We start from the raw sequence: 23,594 nt of genomic DNA on the forward strand, positions 1-23,594 counted from the left end.
ATTGAAGAATGTAACAAAGGCTTCTATCAATGATTTAGATTCAATCGTCCATATAGATATTGACGTAATTGGAAACGATAGTAGACGAAATTATATTAAGCACACTATCCGTGAAGGCAGATGCATCATTGTAACAGAAGAAAATTCTATCTCTGGCTTTCTAACATACGATACAAATTTCTTTGGTTGTACTTTCCTCTCATTAATCATTGTTTCACCAACTAAAAGAAGGCAAGGCTATGCAAGCTCGTTAATCTCATATATGTTAAGTCATTCTCCTACTCAAAAAATATTTTCTTCAACGAACGAATCGAATGAAAGTATGCAGAAAGTATTTAACTCGAATGGTTTTATACGTAGCGGAATAGTTGAAAACTTAGATGAAGGTGACCCTGAGATTATTTTCTATACAAAAAAGCTCAGAACATAAACGCTCTGAGCTTTTTCAAATGATTTAGTTTGCAACAACGTTAACAAGTTTTCCAGGAACAACAATTACTTTACGAACTGTTTTCCCTTCAATTTGGTCTTGAATTGCTTCAAGTGCAAGTTGTTCCATTTCTTCTTTTGATGCGTCTTTACTCATTGTTAGTTTTGCGCGAACTTTACCCATAACTTGAACAACGATTTCAACTTCATCTTCTACAAGTTTAGACTCATCAAATGTTGGCCAGCTTGCATATGTGATTGTTTCATTGTATCCAAGTTTGCTCCATAGCTCTTCCCCGATATGAGGTGCAACTGGTGCAATCATTTTTACGAAACCTTCTACATATTCTCTTGGAAGTGTTTCAGCTTTGTATGCATCATTGATGAATACCATCATTTGAGAAATCGCTGTGTTGAAGCGAAGCTCTGCATAGTCTTCTGTTACTTTCTTCACTGTTTGATGGTAAGCTTTTTCAAGCTCTTTATTTGGTGCGTCAGTAATTTTCTCACTTAATTCACCGTTATCTTGAACGAATAGACGCCATACGCGGTCTAGGAAACGACGAGCTCCGTCAAGACCATTTTCAGACCAAGCGATTGAAGCATCTAATGGTCCCATGAACATTTCGTATAGACGAAGTGTATCTGCACCGTGGCTTGCTACGATATCATCAGGGTTTACAACGTTACCTTTTGATTTACTCATTTTCTCGTTGTTTTCACCTAGAATCATACCTTGGTTGAATAATTGTTGGAACGGTTCTTTCGTTGGAACTACACCGATATCGTATAATACTTTATGCCAGAAACGAGCATATAGTAAGTGAAGTACAGCGTGCTCTGCACCACCGATATAAATATCAACTGGAAGCCATTGTTTTACTTTTTCAGGATCTACAAGTGCTTCGCTATTGTTTGGATCGATGTAACGTAGGTAATACCAACAGCTACCAGCCCATTGCGGCATTGTATTTGTTTCACGACGACCTTTTTTACCAGTCTCAGGATCAACAACATTTACCCACTCGTCAATGTTAGCAAGTGGTGATTCACCTGTACCTGAAGGACGGATGTTTTCTGTTTTCGGAAGAACTAATGGTAATTCCTCTTCTTTCACAGCTGTCATTGTACCATCTTCCCAGTGAATTACTGGAATTGGCTCACCCCAGTAACGTTGACGGCTGAATAACCAGTCACGTAGACGGTACGTTACTTTTTGATTTCCTGCGCTCGTTACTTCAAGCCATTCAATCATTTTTGCGATTGCTTCTTCTTTATTTAAACCATCAAGGAATGCTGAGTTTACGTGTGCACCATCACCTGTGTACACTTCTTTCGTAATATCTCCGCCTTTTACAACTTCCTTCATTGGAAGATTAAATACTGATGCGAATTCATAGTCACGCTCATCGTGAGCTGGAACTGCCATTACAGCACCTGTTCCGTAAGTTGCAAGAACATAGTCAGCAATCCAGATTGGTAATTTCTCACCGTTTACTGGGTTAATTGCGTAAGCACCAGTGAATACACCAGTTTTTTCTTTCGCAAGTTCTGTACGCTCTAGATCACTCTTCATTTTTACAGCGTTAATGTAAGCTTCTACCGCTTCTTTTTGTTCTGCTGTTGTAATTTCTGCAACAAGTGCATGTTCTGGAGCTAGTACACAGTATGTTGCACCAAATAATGTATCAGGGCGTGTTGTGAAAACTGTGAATTTCTCGTCTGTACCATCGATGTTGAAGTGTACTTCTGCACCTTCAGAACGACCGATCCAGTTACGTTGCATATCTTTTAAGCTTTCAGGCCAATCAAGCTCATCTAGATCTTCTAATAGACGATCTCCGTAAGCTGTAATTTTTAACATCCACTGTCTCATCGGACGACGCTCAACTGGATGTCCACCACGCTCACTCTTACCGTCAATGATTTCTTCGTTTGCAAGTACTGTACCAAGTGCTGGGCACCAGTTTACAGGTACTTCATCAACGTAAGCTAAGCCTTTTTCAAATAGTTTTAGGAAGATCCATTGCGTCCACTTATAGTAGTTTGGATCTGTTGTATTTACTTCACGGTCCCAATCGTAAGAGAAACCTAATGATTTAATTTGGTTACGGAACGTATTAATATTATGCTCTGTAAATTCAGCTGGGCTGTTTCCAGTATCAAGTGCATATTGCTCTGCTGGAAGACCAAATGCATCCCATCCCATTGGATGAAGAACGTTATATCCTTGCATACGCTTCATACGAGATAAAATATCTGTCGCTGTATAACCTTCTGGATGTCCTACGTGTAAGCCTGCACCTGATGGATATGGGAACATATCTAGTGCATAAAATTTTGGTTTTTCTGTCTCATCTGGCGTACGGAATGTTTTATTCTCTTCCCAGTACCCTTGCCACTTCTTCTCAATTTCTTGATGATTAAAGCTCATGAGATACCCTCCTTGAAATTCTATTTATTTTCACCGCCCAAAATACAAAAAACCTCTCATCCCTAAAAAGGGACGAGAGGTTATAGATTCCCGCGGTACCACCCTAAATTAATGTACAAATATACATTCGCTTAGATCCGTAACGTGGATTAACGGCAATTGCTACTATTAGTTTCACAACTGCAACTCAAAGGCGAGTTCATAACGAAACGTGGATTGACTTGCACCGACCGTCAACTCTCTAAACCAGCTTCTATTACTACTACTCCTTCTCACTGTTATTACACATATAAGTTACGTGAACTATCCTTCACCTAGTATCTCTTAAGAGCTTACTTAAAGCGAGGACTTCTCGGTTAATCGTTACTCTTAATAACTAACGAATTCATCTTAAGACAGCCGAGCTATCTCCCTTGTTCTAAAGGTTGTTTTATTTAAATATATTCTAAAACATGTTACATGTTCCGTCAAACTAAACTGCAATTTTTTCTTCAACTGTTTCTTCTACTTTTACTCGTTTATCATAAATGCTCGTTGCTATAAGCGCTACTACAAGCATTACCATGATTGCTATAAACAATACTTCCATATTGTATAAATCCACAATTGCTCCGCCAACGACTGGCCCGAACATTTTCCCTACAGTCGCCGCACTATTTACAACCCCTTGATAAAAACCTAATTTATCTTTTGGTGCAAGTATATTTGCAATCGTTGGAACCGCAGGCCATACAAATAACTCACCTATTGTTAATGTTACCATCGCAACGAGGAACATCGTAAATTGTTGCGCTTGACTTAACACAATGAATGAAGCTGCAAAAATGAAGATTCCAATCATAATTTGCTGTTTTAAAGAACGCTTCATCCAGCGAATTAGCATACTAACAAGTGGCTGCGCACAAACAATCATCGCTCCGTTTATCGTCCATAATAAACTATAGTGACGAAGGCTAATATTCAATTCTTGCATATGTGTTGCAATCGCTCCTTGCCACTGTACGTATGTAACCCAGCATAAAGCATATGCTACACACACGATAAGAAGTGCTTTAAATCCAGGTGTAAGTGACCACCCTTTTTTCGTTTCGACTTCTTTTTGCACTCCTGGCTCTTTCTTGTCTTCCATACCGCGGAATCCAATAAAAGCAATTAAGAAGAAAACAAAGTATAAAATAAAGTTCGCTAAGAAAATATAATCAAAACGATACGATGCAACTAATCCACCACATGCTGTTCCGATCGCAATACCAACATTTTGTCCAACGTACATCGCATTAAATGCCCGTCTTCCGCCTTCTGGCCAAACCGTACCAACCATCGCATACATCGATGGGAAGACCATTCCAGAACCGAAGCCGATTAACGCTAGCCATACAACATATAACGGCCAACCGTGGAAGAACACAAGACCTAAAATTGATACAAGTGTAATCACAATCCCTACTAAAGTTGATTTATAACCGCCCCATTTATCAAATAAAACACCGCCGAGCAAGTTTCCGATTACACCAGTAAGCGAGTTGATCATTAATACCATTCCGGCCACAGATAAAGATTTTCCCAAGTGATCATGTAAATAAATTGTATTAAAAGGCCATAAAAAAGAAGCACCCGTGACATTAATAATCATCCCAGCTACTAATAGCCATACTTTCCTTGGCATAGCTTCCCCTCCTATTCTATTTTTTTCGTTCATATATATAACAGTAAAATTGTAGTCGTTTTTAAATAGGAAGGCAACTGATTAATAGTTGATGAAATTCAGATAATAGTTCGTCGGTAAATGAATTTATATTGGTTGCTTCTTGGATTATATCAGCGATTATCAGAATATATCGGCGCAACTACAAATATATCAGCGATTATTAAAATATATCGACTTACCGACAAAAAACGACAACAGTAACAATATATAAAAGGGTAGACTGCATGAAATTTTCATGCAGTCTACCCTTATTTGTACTATCCAACTTCCTTTTCTCGCTTCACACGTTCTTTAGCACTCCATTTAAACACCTTATCTAGTAGCGAGTATATTCTCCCAGATTCTTTCGTTAACAAAGGTCCTAACGATGCTAATATTAAAACATACAAAGCTGAGAACGGTTTAATCGCTGCCATTAAGCCACCCGCAATTCCAATATTCGCGACGATAATAGAAAATTCTCCGCGTGATACAAGTGTTAAACCGATATTCGTAGAAGCCTTATGCGATAACCCAGCTTTACGCCCCGCAACCATTCCAGCAGTAAAATTACCGATAAGAGTAATGAAAACTGCTCCTAATGCCAACCACACTGCTCCGCCAAGTGAAAATGGGTCTATACTTAAACCGAAGCTGAAAAAGAATATAGCTCCAAAGAAATCACGAAACGGAACGACAAGCTGTTCAATTCGATCACTATGCTCTGTTTCAGAAAAAACGAGTCCTAGTAATAATGCTCCAATTGCCTCTGCAACATGAATCGTTTCTGAAAATCCTGCTACAAAGAACAAAATAGCGAATATTACAATAATAAAAATTTCATTGGACGAAATATCTAACATTTTATTTAAAAACCGTGTAGCTTTCCTAGCAACTACAAAGAATAGTAGCATATAACCTACTGCGATTAAAATAGATGTAAGAGCACCTACAAATGATGTTGCCCCTCCAAGTACTAATCCTGAAACGACTGATAAATATACCGCTAAAAAGATATCATCAAACATAATGATTCCTAAAATTAGCTCCGTCTCTTTATTACCAGATCTTCTTAAATCAACAATTACTTTCGCAACAATTGCACTCGATGAAATTGTTATGATCCCAGCAATAATTAATGTTTCTAATAAGGGGAAACCCATTATATATCCGTAAAGTAAACCTAATATAAAATTAAGCGATATATGAACAGTTCCCCCAAAAGCAATTGATTTTCCTGATTTAATTAATTTTTTAATTGAGAATTCTAAACCTAAGTAAAATAGGAGGAATATGACGCCAACACGGCCGAGGAAGGAAATAACTTCTCCACTTTCAATAAATCTTAAATCGATAAGCCCTAAATCTGGGGCATGAGGCCCCACTAGCATACCGAGTATAATAAGAAACGGAATAATCGAGAACTTTAACTTTGCAGCGAGAATAGCTGCAAAAGCGACTAATACTAACGCAGTTCCAACTTCAAAGATTAAAGTATCCATCGATTATGAATCCCCTCCTACTGAAAGCAACTCATTAATAATTCTTTTCACTTCATGTCTTTCACCTGATAATACGAGCATATCGCCAGCTTCAATGATAGAATCTGGGCCTGGATTAAAGAACTTCTTCATATTCTTTTTCAAAATGGCAATAATCGTTACGTTATATGTGTTTCGAACATGTAAACTACCAATTGTTTTTTGTACAACTGGTGCATTATTTTCCACCTTAAACCACTCAATTGATAATCCCTCAAAAGCCATTTCAATCGTATCTAAAGCTTGTGGCCTATATACCATTCCGCCCAATATAGCTGCAATTTGTCTCGCTTCAGAATCACGAAGAGAGACGCTTGAAATACTCTCTTCATGATCAGCATCAAAATGGTACATTTCTCTTCGGCCATCATCATGAATAACGATAACCATCTTTTCATTACCTTTTGTAATCACTTCAAACTTACATCCAATACCCGGCAGTTCACTCTCTCTAATATTCATATTTTCCGCCTCCTAATTTTTTAGTTACGGCTTTTATAAATCGACATCAATCTCCGTTTTAAAGCTCTCATCCTTTGAGATACCTAAATACTTTAGTGTCTCTGATGGAGTCGCGTGATGAAAATGTTTTTGCAATAGCGCAATCGCTATCCCTCTTTTGTACGCATGAAATCCGAACGTTTTTCGCATTGAATTCGTTCCGATTTTACCAACAACTCCAACTGCTTCTGCAGCATTATGAATTACACGATACGCTTGTTGGCGCGTAATTGAATTTGGCGTTTTATTAGATTGAAATACGTAATTTTCTCTTTTAACGCCAATAGATTGTACGTAATCTAAAAGCGCTTCTTTTACTTTTGTATTTAAATAAATATCTTGTTTAAATTTTTCATCTTTCACAGGAAGAGCATAAAACTCTTTAACAGTCCCGTCTTCATTTAATACATCTTCAAATTTCATGCTAAGTAGTTCTGTAATTTTTAATCCTGTGTTAATTCCAATAACAAATAAAAGATAATCTCGCTGGGAGTGCTCTTTTAAATATTTTTTCATAGCCTCAATTTGGCTTATATCTTTTAATGCCTCTACAACTTCCATACATGTATTCTCCTCATCTTATGAACGGTAATTTTCTCATTATGTTGTCCATTTTACCTTATCATGCTATGAGATTTCCATGTGTTATCCATTATTTTCACAATATACTCAGGTGGTTCTGAAAACTTTCAATGTGGAAACTTACGATTGTATAAATACGTTGCGGTAAAAAAATGTGGGGATAAAAGTTCAGCTTCTTTCTACAGATTGGATTCCTCCTTTCCTTATACAGCTACTTCTACTTTTATATTACGTTACTTACTTACATTATATTATACATTTCAGTAACATTAAAGTATTTTTTCTGAAAATAATAAAAACCGAGCGTTTTTGCTCGGTTTTTATTATTAATCTTCTTTCGGAAGAACAATTCCTTTATACAATTGAACTGTAATGAAGTAATAAATCGCATAAATAACTACGAAAATTACAATTGGTACCCAAATACGGAAGTACGGATCGATTAAAATAAATCCGAAAATATTCATACCAACTAATACGTGAGCGATACCCACAATTGCTGGGAATAAGAATACTAAGAATAGCTCTTTATAAATCGATTTCGTTAGTAACTCACGGCGCACACCGATTTTACGCAGCATTTGATAACGCGTAATATCTTTTGATGCACCAGAAAGAATTTTAAACATAAGGCAGCTTGCCATCATTGCTAAGAACGCAATTCCAAGGAAGAACCCCATAAATACTGTTCCACTCGCAATGCCATAGAACCCACTATAAGCTTGATATTTACTATCCATTTGTTCAACTTTTACATTTTTATATTTATCTAGCTGCAACTCGTCAAGTTTTTTCCATTCTTTTTTATATGTTAAAAAATCATCTGTTTTTCCGATAAATGCTATACCTTCTTTACCATTTATCCCATCGTACATTTTTTGATCTACAATTTTAATTGCATGATCATTGTATAAATAATATGGATGGATTGTACTAAAAGCATCTGTCCATTCCGCTGAAAGTTCTTTAGTATTCGCATCTTTTTGATTCATCTCTCTAGAAACTGCACCTACCGGTAGTTCCTCTGAAACTTTTTTCGTATTTACTAAATCCTTCATAGACTTCATCTTTGCCATATCTTTTACGAAAGGACGATTTTTCTCTAAATCTTCTTTTACATAGTAAACGTATTTATCATCAACTTTATAACGATATTCGCTTTTCTCTTTAAATGTAATACCATCTAAAATTTTCTTTTCTTCAGCTGTTGGATTATGAACTACTGAATCATATATTACTAAACCATCTACCATTTTTATAACGTTATTTTTGAACGCCATACCGCCCGAAATTGCACCAGCTCCAAGTGCAACTAACATTGCCACTGTTGCAAGTACTTTTGTTAAACTATTAATTCGGAAGTTTAATTGTGCAAATGTAAAAGCATTAAGTCCTTTTTCACTACGCTTTTTATTACTTTTTAACTTTTTAATAATGACTGGAAGAAGTGAGCCAAATAGCATGTAAGTACCAGCTGTCGTTGTAATTAATGCAATAAGGATTCCCATCTCTTTTAGTTTTTCCATATAGATCATAGATGCATAACCTATACCTAATAAAATAACAGCAAGGAATGCCACTACAACTGTCTTTTTACCTTTTACTGCAACACGCTCTGTTTGTGCATCTGCATGTACTAGTTGCAATACAGAAATACGTGACAATTTAATACTGTTCATAATTGCTGATAATACAAATAGTGCAAAGAAGAAGATGCAAGTAACAGTCATAGATGGTAGATAAAATGCTTTATACCCTTCACCAGCAAATTCAAGCTGTTTCATTAATAACTGTCCAATACCTTCTGCAAGTCCTACTCCAACTGCAATCCCAATTGCAAGAGACGCAGCACCTAATACGATTGTTTCAATAAACATAAGTAATGTAACTTTATGTTTTTTCGCACCTAACATCATATACATACCGAACTCTTTTTGACGAAGAGATAATAAGAAAGAGTTTGCATATAAAATGTAGAAGAACGTTATAATTGCTAATAAAAATGATCCTGCTTGGAATACGAATCCAATAGATTTAATCACTGAATTAGATTCTAAAAATGCTTTATTCAGTGCTAACGTTTGGAACATGTAAAAAATTGAAATCGACATGACAAGACCGACAAGTAAGACGATATAATCTTTCAGCTTACTTTTCAGCCCCGACATGGAAAGTTTAAATAACATACTGGAACCTCCTTTCTTACGCCTTTTGTGTACCTAAATCTGCAAGTACATCTAAAATTTCTTTGTAGAACTCTTCACGCGTACCACCGCGATGAATTTCTTTATATAGCTCACCATCTTGAATGAATAAAATACGCTGACAGTAACTTGCGCTATATGGATCATGCGTAACCATCATAATCGATACGCCTTGATCTTTATTTAAGTTTGTCATCGCATCAAGTAAACTCGTTGCATTTTTAGAATCAAGCGCTCCTGTTGGCTCGTCCCCTAAAATAATTGCCGGCTCATGCACTAAAGCACGCGCTGCTGCCGAACGTTGCTTTTGCCCACCAGATACTTCAGATGGGTACTTTTGAAGTATTTCTGTAATTCCTAACATATCCGCTACTTTCTCGACTTTTGGTCCAATGTTACGTGATGCGACACCTTGAAGAGAAAGTGGAAGTGCAATGTTTTCATAAATAGATAAGTTCTCTAATAAGTTAAAATCTTGGAAGATAAATCCTAATTTTTGCGAACGGAAATCTGAAAGCTCACCTTGCTTCATTTTTGTAATATCCGTTCCCGCAATTTCAACAACGCCGCCCGTTGCCTTATCTAACGTTGAAATTACATTTAATAATGTCGTTTTACCAGAACCAGATGGTCCCATAATTCCAACAAACTCACCCTCTTGAATTGAGAATGATACACCTTTTAACGCGTGTGATTGGTTCTCACCTTTTTTACCGTACACTTTTTGAACGTTTTTCACGTCTACAACTGGTTTCGTCATATATATCCTCCTACGCTTGTTTTTCCATTACCTATTTTGCGCTTTTTAGAAGTGAACTGCTATTTGTTAACATTACAATTACCTTACACTTTTGTAAGATAGAAAATGGATGCGTGTAAGGTTGGCTTTTCATACTAGTTCACATTTCGACATAGTAAATCGGTAAATGAAATTATATCGGCGATTGTTAAAATATATCAGCGGTTCTTACACTTTTATCAGCGATTTTTCAAATATATCGGCGATTCTTACACTTTTATCAGCGATTACCAAAATATATCGACTTATCGACAAAAGATGACAATAAAAATAGGCTGTTCCGCGAAAGGAACAGCCCACTGATTAAAGTTTCACTTTATTTCTTTAAAGGTGTTACCGTCCAGTACGTAATAACACGCCAAACCCATTCTAATGGACCCATTTTAAAGATTTTCATCCAAATTACACTAAACACAATTTGAATTGCATAAATTGCGATACATACATATAGCGTCTGCATGTATGTTAAGTTACCTGCAAAGTTAAATACACTACCAGCAATTAAAATCATTGCCGTTTGTCCGATATAATTTGTTAAAGCCATACGACCGTAGTATTTCAATGGTGCTAATAATGTTTGAACTGGTTTTAACTGAAGTAATAAAATTAATGCTCCTACATAGAAAGCTGAAATAATTGGTCCAACATTAATACCAATTTTTAGAAACTGGCTTGCAGCATCCATTGTTCCATCTTCATTCATCAATATCATATTTACAAATGGGCCAGCAGGCACGTGTCCATATTGATACCATACAGCTGCCACACTTAAAACAAACATAATGCCTGTAAAAATAGCGACTTGCTTTATGTTTTTTGAAAGATTTTCAAATACACGATATTGTCCTGCAGCAAGTCCTAATAAAATTAAGCCAAGTGGTAATAGTTCTTTAACTCCCATTACACTGAAGGCAATTGTCAAAATAAGTCCTAGTGCTAGGTTCACTTCTTTTTTCGCTTTATAAAACGGCAAAACGATTAACCCACAAATTGCGTATAACGCTAGTGCTTCTCCAGGCTGAAACATTTGATGAATTAAACCAAAAATAAATAATGCAACTACGCGGCGGAAAAATAGAACATATCCATTTTTCCCTTTCGCAATCGCTCTTGTAATGAAGATATAGAATCCCACTCCAAATAAGAATGAGAAAATCGAGAAGAAACGACCTTCTACAAATAAGTATAGAAACCTTTGATAGCTAGCATCTACTGTATTAGGATCTGGAGTTTTAATATTAAGTAGTGCTAAAATATTTACTAAAATAATCCCCAGTAATGCGAAGCCACGAATGTAATCTAACTCATCAATTCGTTTGTTTGTAATATTGTTCCCCATAAAGCAGCTCCTTGTCCAAAATTTAATCCTCCCTTACTCTACTGGAAAAGGACAATTACAACTATCGGCAAACCTTACAGAAATCTTACACTATTGTCATATAGCAAAATAAAACCAGGTCATATTTCGACCTGGTTTACTCTGATTGTTTTGATTTTTGAGGTTGTCCTTTTTTACTATTACGCTGTTTTACTTGAACAATGGGATCAAGTTCATTCGAAAACTCAGCGTTATGTCCATTTTGTGTTTTTTGCTCTGGGTTATTTTGATCTGAACGTTTCGCCATTACATTCACTCCTTATTAGTGCGGTGTAATAATCATTTGATGTTGCAATTGGCGAATTGCCATACGTGCTCTATTTAATTGCTCACGTTGCTCATCATTCGCATGTTGTTGCATCGTTTGTAAATCGTTATACGCTTGTTCTAATTGTAACTGTGCATCTGAATACTCCATCGTATTGTAATGCTCTTGTCTCATGCCTTGTTCTAATTGTTCTTTTGCATATTCCACCGCTTGTTCCGCTTGTGTAATATACGATTCAAGTGATTGACGCTCTGCCATAATTGTCCCTCCTTGCTTCAATTCCCCTTTAGTGTGTCCCTTCCATCTCTACCTTATGAGTATGTTATAATGGATTTTGTTTCATTTTGACTCGGCTTAGGAGGGAAAATAATGAAGGTTCAAAACCCTTTTCCATATACAAACGACAATAAACGTTATCATACATGGAATTACCATTTACGAAATGAATTTGGTGAAAAAATCTTTAAAGTTTCATTAGATGCTGGCTTCGATTGTCCGAACCGTGATGGTACAGTTGCTTACGGTGGTTGTACATTTTGCAGCGCTGCCGGATCTGGCGACTTCGCTGGTGATCGCCGCGATGATGTTATAACACAATATCATGAAATGAAAGAAAAAATGCGCTCAAAGTGGAAAGATGGAAAATGTATCGCTTATTTCCAAGCGTACACAAATACACACGCACCACTTGAAGTGTTAAAAGAAAAATTCGAACCGCTTCTAGCAGAAAAAGATGTTGTCGGTCTTTCTATCGCAACTCGTCCAGATTGTTTACCAGACGATGTCGTTGAATATTTAGCGGACTTAAATAAACGTACGTATCTTTGGGTTGAACTTGGACTACAAACCGTTCATGAACGCACTGCAAACCTTATTAATCGCGCTCACGATTATCCGTCTTACGTGGAAGGCGTAAATAAATTACGTAAGCACGGCATTAGAGTTTGCTCTCATATTATTAACGGTCTTCCACTTGAAGATTACGACATGATGATGGAAACAGCTCGTGAAGTAGCGAAACTTGATGTACAAGGAATTAAAATCCACTTACTTCACTTATTAAAAGGAACGCCAATGGTGAAGCAATATGAAAAAGGACAACTCGAATTCCTTTCTCTTGAGGATTACGTAAGTCTTGTTGTTGACCAACTTGAAATTATTCCAGAAGACGTAATTGTGCACCGTATCACAGGTGACGGCCCACCTGATTTAATGATTGGTCCAATGTGGAGCTTAAATAAATGGGAAGTATTAAATTCCATCGATGCAGAATTTGTACGCCGCGGAAGCTGGCAAGGAAAATATGCAAATGAGGAGAAACAACAATGAAATTAGAACGTGTATTACCGTTTGCTCGCACACTGCTGCAAACGGCTGTTAAAGAAGGCGACTACGCTGTAGATGCAACACTTGGAAATGGTCATGACACTTGCTTCCTAGCTGAAATTGTTGGGGATAGCGGAAAAGTATTTGGATTTGATATTCAAAAAGAAGCGATTGAAAGCTCAACAACTCGTCTAAAAGAAAAAGAACTTTTTGAACGTACTGTTTTAGTTCACGATAGTCACGATACACTTCTATCCGTACTACCAGAAGACGCAAAAGGAAAAGTAACAGGCGCTATCTTCAACTTAGGTTACCTTCCTGGCGGTGACAAGCATATCGTTACAAAACCGAACTCAACAATTTCGGCAATTGAACAATTACTAGAAGTAATGGCACCTGAAGGTATCATCGTCCTCGTCACTTACCACGGACACCCAGAAGGACAAGTAGAACGCGACGCTGTTCTCAAATTTGCAGAAGAGCTAGACCAAAAACAAGCTCACGTACTGCGATATGGCTTCATTAACCAACAAAACAACCCGCCATTTATTGTGGCGATTGAGAAACGATAAAGTGAAACTTTAATCAGTGGGGGGAATCCCCACTGATTATTAGTTGAACCAATCGGGCATTTATGGGCAGTTTATTTCCCAACTAACTTCTTTGCTCCAGGCGAATTTTAAGGTGGGAGTTTTACTGCCCGTTAATGCGGGGTAATATATCAACGATTTTTCAATTATATCTATCGTAACTCGGGATATATAAACGATTTTTTCGATATATCTATCATAACTTACAATATATCAACGATTTCTCGGATATATCGACGATTCGACAAAACATAACAAAAAAAGACGTGCACTCACTGCACGTCTTTTTGTTATTCTCCTATATAATGGATATAAACATTCTTAAAGGAGACGAGACAATGATCGGAATACTAGCAGGAATGGGGCCAAAATCAACTGGACCATTCGTCGATACAGTTGTAGCAGGGTGCCAAACAATATACGGAGCAAAGCATGATATGGACTTTCCTCATATGATGATTTATTCGTGCCCAACACCGTTTTACATGGATCGCCCTATTGATCACGAAGCGATGAAAAAAGCGATTATTGAAGGAGCACAAAAACTTGAAAGTACTGGCGCAAGCTTTATCGCTATGCCGTGCAATACGGCGCATCTTTATTTTGAAGAATTACAGCGTTCTCTTTCTATCCCGATTTTAAATATAGTTGACGAAACGTTACAAGCAATTCCTGAAACTGCAAAAAGAGTCGCTCTTCTTGCAACGGAAGCGACAGTTCAAGCTGGTATTTATCAAGACGGGATTGCAAAACGGAATATAGAATACATTCATTATGAAAAATGGCAAACGATGATTAATCAAATTATTATGTATATTAAAAGCGGAGAAGTTGAAGAAGCTCGCAAATTATGGAGCGCGCTCATTGTGCAGTTGAAGGATGAAGTAGATACCGCAATTATCGCATGTACTGATTTGAATGTTGTGGCTAGTGAGGATTTTGTTGATTCTTCTCAATGTCTTGCGAAAGCGGTTGTTAGGATGTACTTATCAAATATAAAGAGATCTTCATAAACATAGAAAACACTCCTTCTAAAATGTGTTTTATGTTTAATAAAAATCCCACAAACTTTTAACTTTCTTCACAATTCTTTCAAAGTAATCACACTTAATCTCGCTATATTAAATAAGTAGTTATTCATATAGGGAAGGTTAGGGGAACTGAAAGTATGAAAGTAAATCGTTCGCTTCATTACATTTTTTGGCGTTGGCATTTTTATGCTGGGCTTTTTATTACGCCACTTCTTATTACGTTGTCACTGAGCGGAATTGGGTATTTATTTCGAGAGGAAGTTGAAGATTTCATCTATAAAGATTTATATTTTGGGAAGAGCGCTCAAACAGAATCTATTTCGATGGCTGATTCTATTTCGTTAACAGAGAAAAAATATCCACATTATAGTGTGGCGAAAATTAGTGAGTTTAATGGGGATTATAATACGAGACTTACCATTGCAAATGAGTATACTGGACAACAAAAATATGTGTATTTAGATAGTAATAATCAAATTGTTGGGGATCAAAATGCAAGTGAAACGTTTGCCAATATAATGAGGGAATTACATAGTTCTCTTTTAGTTGGTGGCACTGTCGTCAACTATACTGTAGAACTTGCGGCATGCTGGACTATCTTTTTAATCGTGACTGGGTTGTACATGAGTATACGCCAGTTCAAAAACAAACCGGCATCCAATAAGCGAGAAAAAGCAAAACGACGTCATTCTATTATCGGTATTATATTTACAATTCCACTCGTTCTGCTAGTCGCATCTGGATTGCCATGGTCAGGATTTATGGGTAACCAAATTTATAAAATTGCGTCGTCGAATGAATCGCTCGGATATCCGAAATTGTATATGGCGCCGCCTGAATCAAAGGTAAAAGAATTGCCGTGGGCAACAAGAAAAGAAGCTCCGCCTGAATCGAATTCAAATGAACCGAAAGCAATTTCTGTCGATGAATTACAAAAAGGAATTGAAATAAAGAAGCCATATGTTATTTCACTACCAGCTGATCCAAAAGGTGTATTCACCGTTTCGAAATCGAGCGGTTCTGGTATTACAGGTATGCATGTTGCACCAAATGAAGAGATAACAGCTTACTTTGATCAATATAGCGGGGAATTCATTTCAAAAACGGACTATCGTGATTATGGATTACTTGCACAATGGTTCACTTACGGCATCCCGCTTCATGAAGGACATTTATTCGGATGGCCAAATAAAATATTATGCTTACTAACGACATTATCTCTACTACTTCTTATTTATTACGGAGTAAAAATGTGGTTAGCAAGAAAGCCGAAAGGAAAATTAGCAGCACCACCAAAGCAAAGAGATAAGAAAAGCATAATCGTTTTCTTTATCATGATGGTTATACTAGGCGCTGCCATGCCTTTATTCGGACTATCTGTATTAGTGATTTTTGCGATTGAACTTCTTATATATGTATTTTCAAAAATACGATCATAATAAAAAGCATTTGTACACGCGTTGTACAAATGCTTTTTATTTCTCTCTAGATCACTTATCTATCTTCAATGGCATTTTCTTTTTTATTAATAACTTTTTTATCTTTCCAGCCAATAACACACTTCCCACCATTAAAATTAAATCCCCCCAATGTATTCACCACAATTTGTACTTAAAACAAATTGTGTACAGCGATTAATAATAATATAAATCCACTTAAAGCTGTGCTAAATTGTCCTAATGTCCAAGATCCAATTTTTACATTTGCAACTTTTTTTCCTAATTTAACTCCTAACCAAACAGTGAAAAAACTGAATACAGCTGCTGATAATGAAATAGCAAATGGAGATAATTTTAATAAACCTGCACCTAGTCCATTCGTTAGAGCATTCATCGATATAGCAATACCAAGAACAATAGATTCAAAAAAACTAATATTCCCTGATCTATCAAGGTCAGCTTTTTCAGGAGATTTTAAATATCCAGTAATAACATTCGAAACAGATTCATCTTCATCAAGTACTTCTTGATTAGCCTTCTTTTTTTGTGGAATTGTCATTAAAATAATTCGTAAACCAATTACAAACAAAAACAATGTACCAATAACGTCAGATAATGTACCTGGAAAAACTTTTGAAATATATTGCCCAAACAAAATACCCATTTCACTAAAAATAAAAGCAATAATTGCAATTATAAAGTTAGCTAAAAAACCTATTCGAATATTACGAATCCCATAAGATAGCCCTACTCCAAAATTATCTATACTAGAAGATAACGAAAGTAATAAAATGGTAATTAAAGCTACTATAGTCATAATTGTCATACTCCTTTTCACAAAAAACAGCAAGTTATTTTCTGGGTTATTGTATGATAGGTGAAAAAAAGTGTTCCTACTTAAGATGAGGCTACTGAAAAAGCCCACCACCTACTATATACAACAGATCGTGGACCCTTTTTATTTTCTGTATACTGATAAAATACGCCATTTTCAAAATAACAAAAAAGACACTCATAAGAGTGTCTTTAACTAAATTAGTGGTTTTCTTCATCACTGCGCTGTTTTCTTTCGGTACATCTTCCCGTTCCAATAGAAGAATCGTGAAGTGAGGCCTCCGTACTTTACAATGCGCCGTGCCATTTTGTGCATATTCTTTTGTGCTGATACTTTTTGATCTGATAAATAAATACCAAGTAACCCTCTGCTTATGAGACGATGAAACTTCGCATGAGGCAAATCACCAATGCTCTTCTCTGCTTCTTCTACAAAGTGTTTCATCCGATCTAATATCGCTTGCTCGTTTTCGTAATAACTACAGAAATTCAAATCTCCGCCTATACGGTCTTCTTCTTGATCAATGAAATAATCAAGCAAAATATGAAGTCCTTGTACGTAAGGGAAGTATCCTTGTCTAATTTTCGCAATATCTTCATCATGTAATTCATCATGAAATGCATATGCAACAAGACAGAAAATTCCAAGTGTAGAACCGGCACATGCTGAAAATTCAAACCAACTCATCTCAGGTAAGTTTTCTTTATGTGCTTCAAACCAATTTTTCAGTCGCGGCTCTCTTTCTTCTAATTTCACGTGTTTATGAATTTGCAAATCACAATAATAACAAGCAAGTTCATGAAGAACAGGAGCAATTTTGTCATAGTGCTTCGTTTTCTTTAAAACATCTTGGCATGTTTCAACAAGTTCATCTAAATAACCACCATCATCTTGATCATCACGATAACGATAATAATTACCGCCACCTTCTACTTCAGGTGATAATGCCATTAACATCGATTCATGCAGTGCGGCAAAATCATTTGGATCAAGTGATGTACTGCGATCACATAAATTATCTAAATAGTCGCTGATCGTTTGATACGCTACGATAAAACGAATACATTCTTCTCGGTGTTCATTTGCTAGCAGAGCTAAAATGCCACCGCCCTCACAATGAAACGTTTTATGCTCAATACTTGCGATTGCCTGACTATGAAGCTCATCATTCGGAATATGGTAGGCACGCTCTTTCCACATCGCTAGCTCATGGTGTACAACCGGAAACACATCACGGTATACTTTCGCCATGAGCGTTATGGGATTACTCGGTACGTTCACTTCTTCCTTCATCTCCTCTATTAAATGTACAAATAATGATTTATTTGTTTGTTTTTACTATATTATTGACATGCATTTCAGTAAATGACTGAATATAACTCAAAATTTCATCACGCTCATACTCATTTAATAGCTCGTGATAACAATTCGGCCATTCTTTAAAAGCCTTATCACTTATTTTAACATTATCAAACCAAGTGCGGACACGTATTTTATCTACAAGTTTATCCTCACAAGCTTGCATTAGCAAGAGCGGAACATCTGGAAAATCATCTATTTTTTTATGAGCAATTTCGATAGACTTAATCAATTCACTATACCAACGTACTGATACTTTGCGCAAGAACAAAGAATCATTCTCCATTGCATCTCTCACTTCATGGTTACGTGTTGACATTTCCACCGTAAGATTCGTTGCAAATTGCAATTTTGGAGCCACAACATTTAATATTCTTGAAGCAAATTGAAGCGGAGCAGAGGGTCCAGTCACTACCCCTAAACAAGGCGAACTCAAAATAATACCCTCTACATCTTCTCTCTTCGTTTCTTGCATCATACGAATGACAATAAGACCACCCATACTATGACCGAATAGAAAAATAGGTAACCTATACTTTCTTGCTTCTTTCACCCATAATTTAACTTCCTCTATGTATTCATCAAATGAATCAATATGTCCTCTATTTCTTGAAGTCGTTCCATGTGACGGAAGATCCCCCATCACGACGTGGTAGCCGATATGATTCCACATTTCCGCAACGGCTTCGTAACGTCCGTGATATTCCATTGCGCCGTGCACAATAACAATGACAGCTTTTGCTTCCTCCGCTTCATAATTCCACATACGGCTCTCCTCCATTTCACTCTTTCTCATAATTTGATACACTAAAACTAGTCTCTAGGAAAGGAAGACTTTACATGATATATCCTTACAAAGAAAAAAAACCGAAAATTGCGAGTAGTGCTTTTATCGCTGACTATGTTACGATTACAGGCGATGTTTCCGTTGGCGAGGAATCAAGTATTTGGTTTAATACAGTCATCCGTGGTGATGTGTCACCGACAATCATTGGAGACCGAGTAAATGTACAAGACCAATGTACACTTCACCAAAGCCCGCAGTATCCTCTTATTTTAGAAAACGACGTAACAATTGGGCATCAAGTCATTTTACATAGTTGCCATATTAAGAAAGATGCTTTAATTGGAATGGGATCTATTATATTAGATGGTGCTGAAATTGGCGAAGGAGCTTTTATCGGCGCTGGAAGCCTCGTTTCACAAGGAAAGAAAATTCCGCCGAACACGTTAGCTTTCGGTCGTCCCGCGAAAGTCATTCGTGAATTAACAGAAGAAGACCGTAAAGATATGGAGCGTATTCGCACGCAATACGTTGAAAAAGGTCAATATTATAAATCATTACAGAAGTAAATTTCCGCTGCCATAAGATTGGCAGCTTTTTTTATATAAAATCTAACTTTTTCTTTACAAAACATTATTACTCCCTCAACAAAATCTTATTAAAATAAAAGCTAATATCTCCATATATATGTAGATGAGGGAGGAGAATTTTCATGAAGGTCAGTGGATTATATAAAATAGAATGTTACATTTTCAGAGGAATTAACCGCTACTTTGATCAAAAAACATTAAATATCTTTTTCAGCAATATTACTCATATCGGTGGCGCGACTTTCTCCATCGGACTCACACTTTTCTTTTTAATTTTCGCAAAGGGAACTTTGCATCAAGCTGCAATTGCAACTGCTATTTCGTTAGCAATTAGCCATATTCCTGTGCAAATATTAAAAAGGTGGTATCCGCGAAAACGTCCTTATTTAACAATTCAGGATGCAAAATATCCAGTCCATCCATTAAAAGACCACTCTTTCCCGTCTGGTCATACAACAGCCGTTTTCTCTGTCTTCATTCCATTTATTTGCTATAATCCAAGCTTACTTGCTTTCCTATTACCGTTAGCGTTATGCGTCGGTATTTCACGTATTTATTTAGGCCTTCACTATCCGTCAGATGTATTCGTCGGTATGTGCCTTGGCACTTGTTCTGGCATCATCTCTTTTTATCAATTCATCCCACTTTTCACATAAAGGAGTGATATGATGAGAGTCGCCATTTTTACCGATACTTTTACGCCACAAGTTAACGGGGTTGCGAAAACGTTAGAGCGATTAACACAATATTTTCAGAAAGAACAGATCGCCTATTCTGTTTTCGCCCCTCAGCATACAGCTGAAGATAATTTTGTAGCGAATGTGAATAAGATGAGAAGTATCCCGTTAACAATATTATATCCAGAATGTCGTTTTTCTTTTCCTACTCCGCGCATTAAACGGGAACTACTTTCCTTTAAACCTGACATTATTCACATTGCCACACCTTTCAACATGGGACTTTGTGGATTGTATTATGCAAAAAAGTTAAACATCCCAGTTGTCGGTTCTTATCATACTGATTTCGATGCCTATTTACGTTATTACAAAATCGAATTCCTCTCCAATATGCTGTGGAACTATTTAAAATGGTTTCATAGTCATATGCAAAAAAATTTTGTACCTTCCTTTGAAACATTACATCAATTAAAAAACAAAGGCTTTCAGACCCTCTCTATATGGGGACGTGGTGTAGATTGCACACTCTTTCATCCTGCTTACAATACAGACCTATTCCGAAAAAAATATAATATTACAGCGAAGTATGTCCTTTCCTATGTTGGACGAATTGCTCCTGAAAAAGATATTGATACGCTGCAACACCTTATCGTTAAAACAGCACATACTCGAAACGATATTCATTGGCTCATTGCAGGAGACGGTCCTCTAGCAACAAGTTTACGTGAAGCTGTTCCGAAAACAAATATCACTTTTACTGGCTATTTACAAAGTGCAGATTTAGCTGAAGCATATGCTTGTTCTAACATAATGGTGTTTCCATCAGCTACTGAAACATTCGGAAATGTCGTACTTGAATCACTCGCATGCGGTACACCTGTCATTGGTGCAAATAGTGGCGGGGTTAAAAATATTATTACAGATGGAAAAACGGGAGTTCTTTGTCCGCCTAAAAATGAAGATGCATTTCTATCATCCATTTATTTTTTATTACAAAATGAAGAAAAACTTGAGCAGATGGGAATATCAGCTTCATCTTTTGCGAAATCAAAGAGCTGGGATGAGATCTTTCGCGGTTTGCTTAACCATTATGAAGAAGTCCTGCAGCATAACGCATCAGAGTTGCTTGCTTAAATAGAAAAACTCCCTTCAAAAAAACGAAGGGAGTTTATTACATGGTCATAAATTTTAGTTTAATAAATGATACATAAGGTTAAACATTGTTTTATTTCTATATTAATTATATCAAAAATAAACATAACTAAACAGACTTGTAATAAAAACCCATAAAAATTAATATATGGTTATACAGTATTTTAAACTGTATAATGATTTTAAGAATTCCCCTTAAAATCAACTTACTCACATACCTTTATACAGTAATTGTTCCCCAATTCTGTATATCAAAAAACCTTTCATTCATTTGAAAGGTCTTTTTGAGCCTGCACATATTCTTCTTTCGTATTTACATTTATAAACCAATCCGCATTCGCTTGTACATCTTCTCCAGAAACATACTTCACATTACATTGTGATAAAAGCTGGCCCATACTTCTTTTTTCTTCCTGAAGTAAAGCATAAATCTTTTCTTTCACGCGGTTATGATACGCCGCAAGTAGCGGTTGTTTTCTTCCATTAATAATAGGTACAACCGCATCATATTCATTGCTCGTTTGCTCTAGTAAAATGGCAAACCATTGATGCGAAACGTTTGGTGCATCGCAAGGCATAATAGCGTACCAATCTGCTTCTATGTATTCCATACCTGATACAATGCCCGCAAGCGGTCCATTTCCTTTATAGTGCGGAATGTCTTCTATAACAGGAACTTGTACGAATTGCTCTACTCGCTCTTTTATATCAGTATGGCTAATTACTACAATGTCTTGCAAAGTAGTTCCCATCACTTTCACAATATGCTCAACAAAAGTAGTTCCCTTCCAAATTGCTAACGCCTTCGGCTCACCAAATCTACTCGACATACCGCCCGCTAATACAATTCCAGCATACTTACTCATTGGCGATGCAGCTCAAATGTAATATGGCCTAATTCCGGTAAAATTAATTTATTCATCGCAAGTCGAACCGCTCCGCTAGACCCTGGCATCGAGAAGACTACTTTGCGCCCAATTGTACCACCAATCGCTCTACTTAACATTGCGCTGCTTCCGATATCTTCTAAATAACTAATCATACGGAACAGCTCACCAAATCCAACAATTTCTTTATCTAATAACGCTGATACTGCTTCAATTGTGACATCGCGTTTCGTAATACCAGTACCGCCATTTGTTAATACAACATCTACATCTTCCTTATGATAACCAGCTAACACCGCTTGCTGAATACTTTCTTTATCATCTTTTACAATTTCATAAGAAGTTACTTTATGTCCCGCTTCTTTTAACAATTCATGTAATAGTTGTCCGCTCTTATCTGTTTCTTCCGTACGTGTATCGGAAATTGTAACAATCTTGCAACGCACTTCTTTTGGAGCTTGTTTTTTATGTTCAGTTACACTCATTTTTTATCTTTCCTTTCTTAAAGACTTTTCTTCATTTTATCATACATACCTTTACACAATTATGTATGAAGCCAATCATGCGCCATGATACAATATAAGTATACTAACCCACAAAAAGGAAAGTGTACTTTCTTATACTCCTAGACTACACATCTTTAGCTACTCTTTATATTTTCTACATAATAGAATTCAATTTTAAAACTTGTACTAAAAAATAAATTGGAGGTCTACATTGTATGGAACTTTATAAAAAATTAACAACAACATTTATCCTCTTATTCATCGCTTCAATCACTGTCGGCTTTTCCTTAAAAGGCGCAATTCCATACGCTACATTAGTAAGCATTATATTCGCGACACTATTTTTACTAAGTAGTGCCTTTTGCGCAAGTAAAGCACGTCAAATGAAAGGTTGATCACATATGTTCAAAAAGAAATCAATCTTTTGTAAATCATGTAAAACAGAAATACAAACGTATGAAAAAGCGTGGATTCATATGCCCTTTCCGGCGAATGACATGACGAATATGAAAAAGTATATTGAATTAGAAGGACAAATTTATTGTAGTTCGTGTGTTGAGATAATGAACAAAAACCAGTAAATACAAAAGGGGTG

Annotated in this window: 25 protein-coding genes and 1 other annotated feature; of the genes, 10 read left to right on the plus strand and 15 right to left on the minus strand. The window is 36.4% G+C overall.

Going from position 1 to position 23,594, the window contains the following annotated elements; genetic code table 11:
- Nucleotide 1: 1 nt before the first annotated feature.
- The gene (locus tag ACXKY9_RS23165) at nt 2-430 is read left to right on the plus strand and encodes a GNAT family N-acetyltransferase (protein ID WP_000800325.1); all 429 of its coding nucleotides are present in this window, start codon (nt 2-4) and stop codon (nt 428-430) included.
- Between the two features lie 24 nt (nt 431-454).
- On the opposite strand, the gene leuS is transcribed toward ACXKY9_RS23165, so the two are convergent.
- From leuS to ACXKY9_RS23215, 10 genes are all read right to left on the minus strand, one after another.
- Nucleotides 455-2,863: a leucine--tRNA ligase gene (gene leuS / locus ACXKY9_RS23170; protein WP_000009458.1), complete on the minus strand. Its 2,409-nt coding sequence runs from the start codon at nt 2,861-2,863 to the stop codon at nt 455-457.
- A 65-nt stretch (nt 2,864-2,928) separates the two neighbouring features.
- Nucleotides 2,929-3,148: a binding site (T-box leader), on the minus strand.
- Nucleotides 3,149-3,335: 187 nt separating this feature from the next.
- Nucleotides 3,336-4,529 (minus strand): MDR family MFS transporter, encoded by a 1,194-nt coding sequence (locus ACXKY9_RS23175; RefSeq protein WP_001137561.1) that lies wholly within the window; start codon nt 4,527-4,529, stop codon nt 3,336-3,338.
- Between the two features lie 299 nt (nt 4,530-4,828).
- On the minus strand, nt 4,829-6,052 hold the full coding sequence (locus tag ACXKY9_RS23180; RefSeq protein WP_000380174.1) for a cation:proton antiporter: 1,224 nt from the start codon (nt 6,050-6,052) through the stop codon (nt 4,829-4,831).
- Between the two features lie 3 nt (nt 6,053-6,055).
- A complete protein-coding gene (locus ACXKY9_RS23185) occupies nt 6,056-6,553 on the minus strand; it encodes a cation:proton antiporter regulatory subunit (protein WP_001026053.1) in 498 nt (165 codons plus the stop codon).
- A 33-nt stretch (nt 6,554-6,586) separates the two neighbouring features.
- On the minus strand, nt 6,587-7,153 hold the full coding sequence (locus tag ACXKY9_RS23190; protein WP_000454205.1) for a tyrosine-type recombinase/integrase: 567 nt from the start codon (nt 7,151-7,153) through the stop codon (nt 6,587-6,589).
- A 347-nt stretch (nt 7,154-7,500) separates the two neighbouring features.
- The gene (locus tag ACXKY9_RS23195; protein WP_000897800.1) at nt 7,501-9,360 is read right to left on the minus strand and encodes an FtsX-like permease family protein; all 1,860 of its coding nucleotides are present in this window, start codon (nt 9,358-9,360) and stop codon (nt 7,501-7,503) included.
- Between the two features lie 16 nt (nt 9,361-9,376).
- Nucleotides 9,377-10,138 (minus strand): ABC transporter ATP-binding protein, encoded by a 762-nt coding sequence (locus ACXKY9_RS23200; protein ID WP_000165837.1) that lies wholly within the window; start codon nt 10,136-10,138, stop codon nt 9,377-9,379.
- Nucleotides 10,139-10,493: 355 nt separating this feature from the next.
- Nucleotides 10,494-11,516: a DUF418 domain-containing protein gene (locus ACXKY9_RS23205; protein ID WP_000527733.1), complete on the minus strand. Its 1,023-nt coding sequence runs from the start codon at nt 11,514-11,516 to the stop codon at nt 10,494-10,496.
- 136 nt (nt 11,517-11,652) lie between these two features.
- The gene (locus ACXKY9_RS23210) at nt 11,653-11,802 is read right to left on the minus strand and encodes a hypothetical protein (protein ID WP_001129340.1); all 150 of its coding nucleotides are present in this window, start codon (nt 11,800-11,802) and stop codon (nt 11,653-11,655) included.
- 15 nt (nt 11,803-11,817) lie between these two features.
- Nucleotides 11,818-12,081 (minus strand): YtzC family protein, encoded by a 264-nt coding sequence (locus ACXKY9_RS23215; RefSeq protein WP_000840871.1) that lies wholly within the window; start codon nt 12,079-12,081, stop codon nt 11,818-11,820.
- Nucleotides 12,082-12,192: 111 nt separating this feature from the next.
- Here ACXKY9_RS23215 and mnmL point away from each other — a divergent pair, with 111 nt between their 5' ends.
- The 4 genes from mnmL to ACXKY9_RS23235 all read left to right on the plus strand — a co-directional run bounded on the left by mnmL (nt 12,193) and on the right by ACXKY9_RS23235 (nt 16,209).
- A complete protein-coding gene (gene mnmL, locus ACXKY9_RS23220; protein WP_000868034.1) occupies nt 12,193-13,152 on the plus strand; it encodes a tRNA modification radical SAM protein MnmL/YtqA in 960 nt (319 codons plus the stop codon).
- Nucleotides 13,149-13,721 (plus strand): tRNA 5-(aminomethyl)-2-thiouridylate-methyltransferase MnmM, encoded by a 573-nt coding sequence (mnmM, locus tag ACXKY9_RS23225; protein ID WP_000764498.1) that lies wholly within the window; start codon nt 13,149-13,151, stop codon nt 13,719-13,721. The genes mnmL and mnmM overlap by 4 nt, the downstream gene beginning before the upstream one ends.
- A gap of 356 nt (nt 13,722-14,077) precedes the next feature.
- Nucleotides 14,078-14,752 (plus strand): aspartate/glutamate racemase family protein, encoded by a 675-nt coding sequence (locus ACXKY9_RS23230; protein ID WP_000579324.1) that lies wholly within the window; start codon nt 14,078-14,080, stop codon nt 14,750-14,752.
- A 155-nt stretch (nt 14,753-14,907) separates the two neighbouring features.
- On the plus strand, nt 14,908-16,209 hold the full coding sequence (locus ACXKY9_RS23235) for a PepSY-associated TM helix domain-containing protein (protein ID WP_000867805.1): 1,302 nt from the start codon (nt 14,908-14,910) through the stop codon (nt 16,207-16,209).
- 172 nt (nt 16,210-16,381) lie between these two features.
- Here the strand turns inward: ACXKY9_RS23235 and ytaF are convergent, their stop codons facing one another.
- From ytaF to ACXKY9_RS23250, 3 genes are all read right to left on the minus strand, one after another.
- Nucleotides 16,382-17,026, minus strand: coding sequence for a sporulation membrane protein YtaF (gene ytaF, locus ACXKY9_RS23240; protein ID WP_000156906.1), 645 nt, complete (start codon nt 17,024-17,026; stop codon nt 16,382-16,384).
- Between the two features lie 234 nt (nt 17,027-17,260).
- On the minus strand, nt 17,261-18,325 hold the full coding sequence (locus ACXKY9_RS23245; RefSeq protein ID WP_001102461.1) for a tetraprenyl-beta-curcumene synthase family protein: 1,065 nt from the start codon (nt 18,323-18,325) through the stop codon (nt 17,261-17,263).
- Between the two features lie 40 nt (nt 18,326-18,365).
- A complete protein-coding gene (locus ACXKY9_RS23250) occupies nt 18,366-19,169 on the minus strand; it encodes an alpha/beta hydrolase (RefSeq protein ID WP_000267423.1) in 804 nt (267 codons plus the stop codon).
- 74 nt (nt 19,170-19,243) lie between these two features.
- On the opposite strand from ACXKY9_RS23250, the gene ACXKY9_RS23255 reads away from it, so the two are divergent.
- The 3 genes from ACXKY9_RS23255 (at nt 19,244) to ACXKY9_RS23265 (ending at nt 21,588) form a co-directional block, all read left to right on the plus strand.
- On the plus strand, nt 19,244-19,756 hold the full coding sequence (locus ACXKY9_RS23255; RefSeq protein ID WP_000640186.1) for a gamma carbonic anhydrase: 513 nt from the start codon (nt 19,244-19,246) through the stop codon (nt 19,754-19,756).
- Between the two features lie 143 nt (nt 19,757-19,899).
- A complete protein-coding gene (locus ACXKY9_RS23260) occupies nt 19,900-20,433 on the plus strand; it encodes a phosphatase PAP2 family protein (RefSeq protein ID WP_000868595.1) in 534 nt (177 codons plus the stop codon).
- A 12-nt stretch (nt 20,434-20,445) separates the two neighbouring features.
- Nucleotides 20,446-21,588 (plus strand): glycosyltransferase family 4 protein, encoded by a 1,143-nt coding sequence (locus ACXKY9_RS23265; protein ID WP_001261604.1) that lies wholly within the window; start codon nt 20,446-20,448, stop codon nt 21,586-21,588.
- A gap of 281 nt (nt 21,589-21,869) precedes the next feature.
- Here ACXKY9_RS23265 and ACXKY9_RS23270 read toward each other — a convergent pair whose 3' ends face one another.
- Together ACXKY9_RS23270 and ACXKY9_RS23275 are read right to left on the minus strand one after the other, a co-directional pair.
- Entirely contained in the window at nt 21,870-22,472 is a 603-nt protein-coding gene (locus ACXKY9_RS23270; RefSeq protein ID WP_000049598.1) for a molybdenum cofactor guanylyltransferase, read from the minus strand.
- The gene (locus ACXKY9_RS23275; protein ID WP_000117124.1) at nt 22,469-22,978 is read right to left on the minus strand and encodes a MogA/MoaB family molybdenum cofactor biosynthesis protein; all 510 of its coding nucleotides are present in this window, start codon (nt 22,976-22,978) and stop codon (nt 22,469-22,471) included. Before ACXKY9_RS23275 ends, ACXKY9_RS23270 begins: the two co-directional genes overlap by 4 nt.
- A gap of 236 nt (nt 22,979-23,214) precedes the next feature.
- Between ACXKY9_RS23275 and ACXKY9_RS23280 the strand changes: the two genes are divergently transcribed.
- A complete protein-coding gene (locus ACXKY9_RS23280; RefSeq protein ID WP_000424800.1) occupies nt 23,215-23,394 on the plus strand; it encodes a hypothetical protein in 180 nt (59 codons plus the stop codon).
- Nucleotides 23,395-23,400: 6 nt separating this feature from the next.
- Complete coding sequence (locus ACXKY9_RS23285; protein ID WP_000473616.1) at nt 23,401-23,580, plus strand: hypothetical protein; 180 nt, start codon at nt 23,401-23,403, stop codon at nt 23,578-23,580.
- Nucleotides 23,581-23,594: the final 14 nt, after the last annotated feature.

This window comes from Bacillus sp. 2175 (assembly GCF_057812155.1).

Bases quoted from the DNA above. Each gene is read 5' to 3' on its own strand.
- leuS (WP_000009458.1), bottom strand. From the start codon at position 2,863: ATGAGCTTTAATCATCAAGAAATTGAGAAGAAGTGGCAAGGGTACTGG.
- ACXKY9_RS23175 (WP_001137561.1), bottom strand. From the start codon at position 4,529: ATGCCAAGGAAAGTATGGCTATTAGTAGCTGGGATGATTATTAATGTC.
- ACXKY9_RS23180 (WP_000380174.1), bottom strand. From the start codon at position 6,052: ATGGATACTTTAATCTTTGAAGTTGGAACTGCGTTAGTATTAGTCGCT.
- ACXKY9_RS23185 (WP_001026053.1), bottom strand. From the start codon at position 6,553: ATGAATATTAGAGAGAGTGAACTGCCGGGTATTGGATGTAAGTTTGAA.
- ACXKY9_RS23190 (WP_000454205.1), bottom strand. From the start codon at position 7,153: ATGGAAGTTGTAGAGGCATTAAAAGATATAAGCCAAATTGAGGCTATG.
- ACXKY9_RS23195 (WP_000897800.1), bottom strand. From the start codon at position 9,360: ATGTTATTTAAACTTTCCATGTCGGGGCTGAAAAGTAAGCTGAAAGAT.
- ACXKY9_RS23200 (WP_000165837.1), bottom strand. From the start codon at position 10,138: ATGACGAAACCAGTTGTAGACGTGAAAAACGTTCAAAAAGTGTACGGT.
- ACXKY9_RS23205 (WP_000527733.1), bottom strand. From the start codon at position 11,516: ATGGGGAACAATATTACAAACAAACGAATTGATGAGTTAGATTACATT.
- ACXKY9_RS23210 (WP_001129340.1), bottom strand. From the start codon at position 11,802: ATGGCGAAACGTTCAGATCAAAATAACCCAGAGCAAAAAACACAAAAT.
- ACXKY9_RS23215 (WP_000840871.1), bottom strand. From the start codon at position 12,081: ATGGCAGAGCGTCAATCACTTGAATCGTATATTACACAAGCGGAACAA.
- mnmL (WP_000868034.1), top strand. From the start codon at position 12,193: ATGAAGGTTCAAAACCCTTTTCCATATACAAACGACAATAAACGTTAT.
- mnmM (WP_000764498.1), top strand. From the start codon at position 13,149: ATGAAATTAGAACGTGTATTACCGTTTGCTCGCACACTGCTGCAAACG.
- ACXKY9_RS23230 (WP_000579324.1), top strand. From the start codon at position 14,078: ATGATCGGAATACTAGCAGGAATGGGGCCAAAATCAACTGGACCATTC.
- ACXKY9_RS23235 (WP_000867805.1), top strand. From the start codon at position 14,908: ATGAAAGTAAATCGTTCGCTTCATTACATTTTTTGGCGTTGGCATTTT.
- ytaF (WP_000156906.1), bottom strand. From the start codon at position 17,026: ATGACTATAGTAGCTTTAATTACCATTTTATTACTTTCGTTATCTTCT.
- ACXKY9_RS23250 (WP_000267423.1), bottom strand. From the start codon at position 19,169: ATGTGGAATTATGAAGCGGAGGAAGCAAAAGCTGTCATTGTTATTGTG.
- ACXKY9_RS23255 (WP_000640186.1), top strand. From the start codon at position 19,244: ATGATATATCCTTACAAAGAAAAAAAACCGAAAATTGCGAGTAGTGCT.
- ACXKY9_RS23260 (WP_000868595.1), top strand. From the start codon at position 19,900: ATGAAGGTCAGTGGATTATATAAAATAGAATGTTACATTTTCAGAGGA.
- ACXKY9_RS23265 (WP_001261604.1), top strand. From the start codon at position 20,446: ATGAGAGTCGCCATTTTTACCGATACTTTTACGCCACAAGTTAACGGG.
- ACXKY9_RS23270 (WP_000049598.1), bottom strand. From the start codon at position 22,472: ATGAGTAAGTATGCTGGAATTGTATTAGCGGGCGGTATGTCGAGTAGA.
- ACXKY9_RS23275 (WP_000117124.1), bottom strand. From the start codon at position 22,978: ATGAGTGTAACTGAACATAAAAAACAAGCTCCAAAAGAAGTGCGTTGC.
- ACXKY9_RS23280 (WP_000424800.1), top strand. From the start codon at position 23,215: ATGGAACTTTATAAAAAATTAACAACAACATTTATCCTCTTATTCATC.
- ACXKY9_RS23285 (WP_000473616.1), top strand. From the start codon at position 23,401: ATGTTCAAAAAGAAATCAATCTTTTGTAAATCATGTAAAACAGAAATA.